Raw genomic sequence first — 8,173 nt, forward strand, 5'->3', positions numbered from 1 at the left:
AAAAAGCCAGACCATTAAGTCTGACTTTACTCATCAAAGAATGCGAATTCTTGATATTTTCTTACAAGAATAGTAAGAACAATTCCTACTGCATTCATAGAAATGATATGTTCCTCTTCGATTGGAAAATCTGTTGTATTATAGTAAAGCTGATAATCTGAATTTTCTACAAGGAAATTCTTTCCTAGCTCAGTTATAGAAAGAATAGGTATATCTTTCATATTCAATTCATTGACTACTGTTCTGATACCTGGTGTATTACCTGACAACGAAATAATAATGACGAAATCATCACTAGTTAGGGAGTGTGAGATGATTTCAAAGTTTGTTTCACCAGATACAATATAATTTGAACGCCCTGCCATAAATAGCTCACTAGAAAACTGTTTTGTATAGTTATTCTGAGTAAACCCTGTCGCATATAGAATAACTTGTCTCGCTTTATGGATTTCAGAGATCAATGGCGCAAAGTTTACTTGTGATGCATATTCAAATGTTTTATCAATCTCTTTTCTGAATTTTTCAACAAGATCTGTAGGAACAACTGCTTTCTTTACTATATCCTTCTTTAAAGAATACTTTAATTCTGAATAACCTGTATAGCCTAGCTTTTGTGCGAGGCGTAATACAGAACTCTTTGACGAAAGCAGAACATTCGCAAGTTCATTAATAGGCATGTCTACAACATCTGCTTTATGGTTTCTGATATATTGAATCATATCTTTTTCGTTATCATTTAATGTTGAATATATAAGTCCTGCTTGTGTGTCAAAGTCCATATCTCATTACTCCTTTGTTAGATAAACTACTGCTTGATATGGGTTTAGAATAATATTTTTATCATCTGTTTTCAATACATTCTCATAATTTCCAATAAGAATTTCAGAATCCTTATAGTCATCTGGCAATGTATATCTTACCTTCTCTTTTGCGAAAGAACATACTACAAGTAATTTCTTACCTTCATATTCTCTTTCATATGAGAAGATATCTGAATCTTCTTCGTCTAATAGTTTATAAGATCCATAAACAATTATAGGATTTTCTTTTCTTAAACGAATTAATTTCTGATAATAATAGAATACTGAATTTGGATCTTTTAATTCATCTTCTGCATTGATGAACTTATTATCAGGTGAATAATCAATCCAAGGCTTTACATTAGAGAAACCAGAACCTTCTTCTCCATTCCAAGGGAATGGAGTTCTTGCATTGTCTCTTGAACTTAAATAAGCATATTTCTTGATTGTTTCTTCATTTTCACCTTCATCCTTCATCTTCTGACACATAAAGACAGTTTCAATATCTTTATATTGATCAAGTGATGTAAAAGGTACATCTTTCATACCTAATTCATCTCCCTGGAAAACATAAGGTGTTCCCTTCATCATATGTAATAGAGTAGCTAACATCTTAGCAGATTCTACACGATATACTCCATCATCACCAAAACGAGTCACATTTCTAGGCTGGTCATGGTTGTCCCAATAAAGTGAATTCCATCCATCACCTAGATCATTGATCCAAGTTGATAAGCTCTTCTTTAAATCACTGAGTTTAAACTTTACATCAGAGAATTTACCGTACTTACCATAATCTAAATGCATATGATCAAACTGGAATACCATGTTTAATTCATGTCTAGAAGGATCTGTATAAAGTTTACCCTGCTGAACATTGGTATTGGCTGTTTCTCCTACTGTCATCACATCATAGTGTGATAAGACTTCTCTATTCATTTCCTGTAGGAATTCATGAATACGAGGTCCATTAGAAGCTCCTTTATAATATGATTTTGCATAATCATATTCTCCTGGTAAGGCATCTGGGAAATTCTGTCTCTTACTTAATAAAGAGATAACATCCATTCTATAACCATCAATACCTTTATCTAACCAGAAGCGCATTTCATCATAAACAGCTTCTCTAACCTTAGGATTTTCCCAGTTTAAGTCAGGCTGTCCTGGCGCAAAACAATGAAGATAGTACTGTTTTCTTTCAGGTACATAAGTCCATGCAGATCCCCCAAAAGTAGCACCCCAGTTTGTTGGTTCACTACCATCTTCTTTAGGATCCTTCCAGATATAGAAATCAGAATATTCATTATCCTTAGAAGATTTAGACTTTAAGAACCATTCATGCTGGTCACTTGTATGATTCACTACTAAGTCCATAATAATCTTAATATTCATACTATGTGCTGTTTCTAATAGTTCATCAAAGTCTTCCATTGTGCCATACATTGGATTGATCTTGCGATAGTTCGCAATATCATAACCATTATCTACTAATGGTGACTCATAGATAGGATTTAACCAGATGACATCAATACCTAATTTAGATAAATAAGGAAGTTTTTCAGTTATACCTTTTAAATCACCAACCCCATCATTGTTGGTATCATTAAAACTTTGTGGATAAACCTGATAAACAACGCTGCTTTTCCACCAATCTTTATTCATCATCTTCATCAACCCCCATATTTTTCATAACATCGTTGACATAAACAATCTGTGACTTTGCATCATCAATCGCATTTCTAATGATATCTTCATTCACTTTTTCACAGCTTGCTAGTGATAAACAGACACTTAATACAATAGGTAAATTCATTCCTGTAATCACATATACATTAGGATACTGTAAGTATTTGACTGCTTCCTGATTCACACTACCCCCAAGCATATCAGTGAAGATGATGTATTCATCATCTTCATTGATTTCTCCAAGTGCTTCTTTTAACTGTTTTTCAACAGGTACATTATCCATATAAGCACTCACTGACTGGATATCAGTTAAAGTTGGCATAAGATACTGAATTGTATCTTTTAACCCATCTGCAAGTAAATGATGGCTGGTTAGAACGATTTTTCTCATAGACTTTCCCCCGAAAACTTTGATTAGAGAGCTAGAATTCCAAAGAATGAGCAAACTAATGCAAGAATAATAATTAAGAAGATGACCTGAATAACAGTAAGTTTCTTAGATGCAAGTAATTTATAAACGATAAATGTAAGTGCAACTGGTAATAAAGCAGGCATGATCTTATCTAAGACACCTGTCTGAATAGCAAGTTTTACTTTACCTGACTTAAAGACAAGACCTAATGACATCTTAACAACTGAAGGGATTAATGCCCCAATAACTGTTAGCCCCATGATAGATGCTGCTTCAGTGAAGACTGATAACTTATCGCCTAATGTAGTAATAAGCTTTAAACCTGAATCATATCCCAAATGGAATAGCTTAATTCTAAAGAAGAAGAAAATCACGTTAAGTAACATCCAGATAAGTGCACCTGTAGGGTTACCTTCAAGTCCCATGTAAGCTGCAATAGAACCCATGATTGTTGGATATAGTACCCAGATTAAAGTGTCACCGATACCTGCAAGAGGACCCATCATACCTGTCTTAAAGTTCTGTACTGTATCTAATGCTTCTACACCATCTTTTTCTTCCATAGCAACACTTGCACCAAGTAAGATATTAGCCATCCAAGTTGTAGTATTGAAATATTTGAAGTGGTTATTTAATGATGCAACATAGTCATCATCATTATTCTTATGAATCTTTCTTAAAACCTTCTCTAATCCAAATACAACTGCTGGACCCTGATGGTTTTCATAGTTATATGTATTACATGCCATAAACATGTAACGTACTGCGGCTTTTGTAAGATCTTTCTTTGTAACAACTTCTGTTGTCTGTGTTTCTTTATTCATCCCAATCATCTCCTTCTTCGATTACTTCACCTTCTGCTGCGACTGCTGGTACTTTATTGACCTGTGTTGTAAAGAAATAGTAAGCAATAGCTAAACCAATAATAGATACACCTAACATTGGTACATTTAAGTAAGCTGAGAAGACAAAACCAATCATCAACATTGATAAGTACTTCTTAGCAGGCATAACCTGTAACAATAATGCGATACCTACAACTGGTAACATATTTCCTGCGATAGATAGACCATTTGTGAACCATACTGGAACTGATTTTAAAATAACATTAACGATTGCATCACCAAATAATACACATAAAGCTGTTGGTAAACCTGTAGATAAAGCAAAGATCATAGGACCAATCCAAAGAATTCTGTTCATCTTACCAAACTTCTTTTCATTACATGCTTTCTGTGCTGCATGTGTTACATAAGTATTTAATAACTTTGCGAATACATCTAACTGAATACCAAGCATACCAACTGGTACACCTACTGCTAAGGCAACTGCTTTTGCCTGAGCCACATCATTTGTAGTTCTACATGCAACATAAATACCAACTACTGTTGCAAGACCCCAGTTAGGCACTGATGAACCACCAATGTTGGCAACACCTAAGTTCATTAACTGGAATGTACCACCAATAATCATGGCAGTCTTCATATCCCCCATAATCAATCCTGCAAAGAATGCAACCATGATTGGGAACCATGTTGTAATAACAATACCCTGCTGGTCTATGACCATCCACATTGATAATAATACGATTAATACTCCTTGAATAACCTGCATACTTCTTATCCCCCTTGATTATTTAATATATGTTTCTAGTGGTTCTTCTGCTTCGCTTGGTACGAAGTGGAATGTCACTGGAATACCCATAGACTGTAATTTCTTTAAATCATTCACTTCTTCTTCATTGACTGAAACCATCTTCTTCACTGTTGTCTTACCTTCCCCATCGAAGATAATACCAATGTTTACTTTAGGAATCTTAACGCCACCTTCAGCTAACTTAACTAATGTAGATGGTTCTCTTACAATCATGAATACATTATGGCTATCATACTTTCCTGCGTTGAAGTTCTTAATAGCTGTTTCTGTATCAATGATTGACATACCAGTCCCCACTGGCTTACTCATTCTCATAGCTGATTTTTGAACTTCATCCTTACTTACTTCATCATCGACTACCATTAATCTTTTTGCCTGTGTTGCGCCTGCCCATTGTGTAACAACAATACCATGAATTAATCTCTGGTCGATTCTTGCTAATACTAAACTCATTTTTCTTTTCCTCCTTGAAATTGCTTTCATTTGTTTTGACGAGTCCTAGTTTACCCAACAATGCGAACACTTTCAATATTTCAGGCCCCTTCTGGGATGTGGCACAAACTTTTGGAATAGGTGTCAAAGATAAGGGAAATATTCCATTATGATGTTTTAGAATAGTAATATTATGTTTATACAATTCAATTTATTATGATATATACAAGGTTATTTCAATTAACTATCACTTCATACTTTATTCACTTTAATTATTAAAATGTATCATTATACGCAAAAAGAAGATAATCCTTGGACCACCTTCTCGCTATTGACACTCTTTACTTTTCATAATTGCGATGATTTCTTCATCTATTCTTTCCATTCCATTTTTCCCAATACGTGCTATATTTTGAATACATTGTTCAGGTGTTGCTGCACAAATTCCATCACTTTCTCTTAATACTGCATCATTGACTGCAGTTGTTGCACACATAAGTGCAGCCGTAGAACCTGTAGATACCTTTAATGCACATCCTACTTTTCCACCATCACAAATCATACCAGTTACAGTTCCTGTCATATTACGTATACAATAACCTATCTGATCATTTGTCGCATCTAAGAGATAAGCGATACCTACAGAAGCAGATGTAGAAGACGCCATGACACATGTACACATAGGCGATAATTTACCTATATGTGCATTAATATATCTATTTACTAGATGTGTAAGCGCAAGTGCTTTAAGTTTCTTTTCTAGTGATACATGGAGTTCTTCTGCCACTTCATTCACTGGGATAGAGACTACAAGTCCTTTTGTGCCTGCACCTGAACTGCTCATTGCAGGAAGTGGACAGCCATCTAGTCTATTTTCAGCAGCTGCAGTAACTTTCTTGATTATTCTAGTTAACAAGTCTTCAGAGAATAATGAATGATTGAATGAATCACTCAAATGTGTTGTTCCTTTATATTGTGATAGTTGGTTATTCATTTCTATACCATCTAATAAGAAATGAAGTTCATCCACTGTCATTGAGTCTACCAAAGAACGTATGTCTGAGATTTTCATTTCTTTGAGTTCATCAATCACAGTGGGTGTATTGTTTGTTTCTTGAGTTGTTTTCTCTTCTAATATAATTCCATTCTTTTCTAGATAAACTATATTTGTATGTGCCTCTTTGATCATACATATCACTGTATCGTTAGATGTATAAAGGGTACATTTTACATGAATAGATGCTGAATCATTAATTGTGATAGAAACATGGGGCACTAATAATTCAGCATAAGTGATTGTATCTGGTTCAATATCTTCAAATAGAGTCAGCTGTTTTTCTGGGTTCTTTAATAATGCCCCGATAGAAGCAGCATACTCTAGACCAACATGCTCACAATGTGGTATACCTGCAGACATCCCATTCTTATATATACCTTTATTAACATCTAATTCTATTTTAGTTATTGGATTGTTTAACTGTTTAGATGCATAAGCTGCACATAATGCGACACAGACTGGTTCTGTACATCCTAATGCAGGGACTACATCCTTCTTCAATAAGTCTATTAGTTCTTCTTTTCTCATATAATTCTCCTTGTTTACAGTATACAAGGTTTATCCCAAATTAAAAAGACTGCTGTGGTGTTGCAGTCTTTCACAAAATATTTAAGGTTATTCAATTTTATGTGTGTGTGAGTTTTATTTCTTGTTTTAACTATTTTGAATTTTCTTCTTCTAACTTTTGTTTTTCTAATAATTTAACGAATGGATAGTAAAGTGCCATATCTAGAATGATTAGCCCTATAACCATGATACCGGCTTTAATATCCATACATCCTAATGCAGCACCAAGTGGAGCTGGTGTTGTCCATGGTGTTTCAATAACACCCTTTCCAACGATGTGTAATGCCATACAAGCATAAGCAATAATTGAGTTAACAACTGGCACAAAGATAAATGGAATCATCATAAGTGGATTTAATACCATTGGTAAACCAAAGATGATTGGTTCATTGATATTGAAGATAGCTGGACCAATTGAAATCTTACCTAAAGTACGTAATTCAACTGATTTTGATCTAAGTAATAGAATACATAATCCTAAAGTAGCACCTCCGCCACCTAATGCGATAATATATGACCAGAATGGCTGAGTGAAGAAGTGTACTAATGGTTTACCAGCACTATATGCTGCGATATTAGTAATTAAATACATCTGCATGAATGGTAATCTGATTGGCTGAGTGATACTTGCACCATGTAAACCAAAGAACCAGAATGTCTGAGCAATGATAGTAATTAAACAGATACCTACTAATGAATCTAAACCAGATACCGCAGGTGCAAGTACTGTCATGATCATACTTGGTAATAACTGACCACTGATATTCTGTACAAATAATGATAATGCATAGAATATGATAACACAGATAAAGAGTGGTAAAATTGCATCGAATGATGAACTGATTGCAGGTGGAACACCTTCAGGCATCTTAATACGAATGTTCTTCTTAAATAAGAAGTTCATGACTTCTACACATCCGATAGAAACGATAATAGCTGTAAAGATACCCTTTGCATCCAGATAAGTTGTTGGTATATAACTTCCTGCAAGTGCAAGTAGATCAGTGGCTGATTTACCGTCAGTAATGAGATTAGCTGGGACAGCAGAAGTAGTTGGTGCAGATACAATTAAGAATACTGCAGTAGAAACAACAGCTGCATTTAAGCTTGGCATTTCGTATTTCTTAGCTAAATGATAAGAAATAGAGAAAGCGATAAATAGTCCCATTAAAGCCATTGTCATATTATATGGTAATAATAATGCAGCTTTATTGGCCTGAGCCCAGTTGTACCATCCTGTAAGCACGGTAGTGATGAAACCCCAGTTTGGTAGAGTTTCAGGTTTGAATGGTGGTGTTGATACGATCAAGCAAGCACCTCCAAGGATTGATAGTGGAATAGCAACAACCATTCCATCACGAATTGCAGCAAGATGTCTTTGGTTAGCTAACTTGTCTGCAACAGGCACTAGTGTGCGGTTTGCTAGTTCATTGAATTTTTCCATGAAGTTCATGTCGAGTCCTCCCTTCTCGTTGGCTACATTATATCTTGGATAAGTAAAAAAAATCTTGTATTTTCCAATAAATAAAACACCTTTCCATATGATAGAAGAACTTTCCAAAT

Annotated in this window: 8 protein-coding genes; all 8 read right to left on the reverse strand. The window is 34.7% G+C overall.

Features of this window, described 5'->3' with window-relative positions; translation table 11 throughout:
* Positions 1-26: 26 nt before the first annotated feature.
* The 8 genes from B2S90_RS08305 to B2S90_RS08340 all read right to left on the reverse strand — a co-directional run bounded on the left by B2S90_RS08305 (position 27) and on the right by B2S90_RS08340 (position 8,063).
* Positions 27-779 carry a MurR/RpiR family transcriptional regulator gene (locus B2S90_RS08305; RefSeq protein ID WP_055232542.1) on the reverse strand — a complete coding sequence of 251 codons (753 nt, stop codon included), beginning with the start codon at positions 777-779 and terminating at the stop codon, positions 27-29.
* Between the two features lie 6 nt (positions 780-785).
* Entirely contained in the window at positions 786-2,471 is a 1,686-nt protein-coding gene (locus tag B2S90_RS08310) for a glycoside hydrolase family 13 protein (protein ID WP_414630688.1), read from the reverse strand.
* On the reverse strand, positions 2,455-2,877 hold the full coding sequence (locus B2S90_RS08315) for a PTS sugar transporter subunit IIA (protein ID WP_286696875.1): 423 nt from the start codon (positions 2,875-2,877) through the stop codon (positions 2,455-2,457). The genes B2S90_RS08310 and B2S90_RS08315 overlap by 17 nt, the downstream gene beginning before the upstream one ends.
* 23 nt (positions 2,878-2,900) lie before the next feature.
* Positions 2,901-3,722, reverse strand: coding sequence for a PTS system mannose/fructose/sorbose family transporter subunit IID (locus B2S90_RS08320; protein ID WP_202898380.1), 822 nt, complete (start codon positions 3,720-3,722; stop codon positions 2,901-2,903).
* Positions 3,715-4,512, reverse strand: a complete 798-nt coding sequence (locus B2S90_RS08325) for a PTS mannose/fructose/sorbose/N-acetylgalactosamine transporter subunit IIC (RefSeq protein WP_055232546.1) — start codon at positions 4,510-4,512, stop codon at positions 3,715-3,717. Before B2S90_RS08325 ends, B2S90_RS08320 begins: the two co-directional genes overlap by 8 nt.
* 18 nt (positions 4,513-4,530) lie before the next feature.
* Positions 4,531-5,007: a PTS system mannose/fructose/N-acetylgalactosamine-transporter subunit IIB gene (locus B2S90_RS08330; RefSeq protein WP_040389796.1), complete on the reverse strand. Its 477-nt coding sequence runs from the start codon at positions 5,005-5,007 to the stop codon at positions 4,531-4,533.
* Between the two features lie 307 nt (positions 5,008-5,314).
* On the reverse strand, positions 5,315-6,571 hold the full coding sequence (locus B2S90_RS08335) for a serine dehydratase subunit alpha family protein (RefSeq protein WP_286696876.1): 1,257 nt from the start codon (positions 6,569-6,571) through the stop codon (positions 5,315-5,317).
* A 130-nt stretch (positions 6,572-6,701) separates the two neighbouring features.
* Complete coding sequence (locus tag B2S90_RS08340) at positions 6,702-8,063, reverse strand: PTS sugar transporter subunit IIC (protein ID WP_286696877.1); 1,362 nt, start codon at positions 8,061-8,063, stop codon at positions 6,702-6,704.
* Positions 8,064-8,173: the final 110 nt, after the last annotated feature.

The sequence above is a fragment of the Catenibacterium sp. UBA627 genome (assembly GCF_002299355.1).
In the GTDB taxonomy this organism is placed as follows: Bacteria; Bacillota_I; Bacilli_A; order Erysipelotrichales; family Coprobacillaceae; genus Catenibacterium; species Catenibacterium mitsuoka.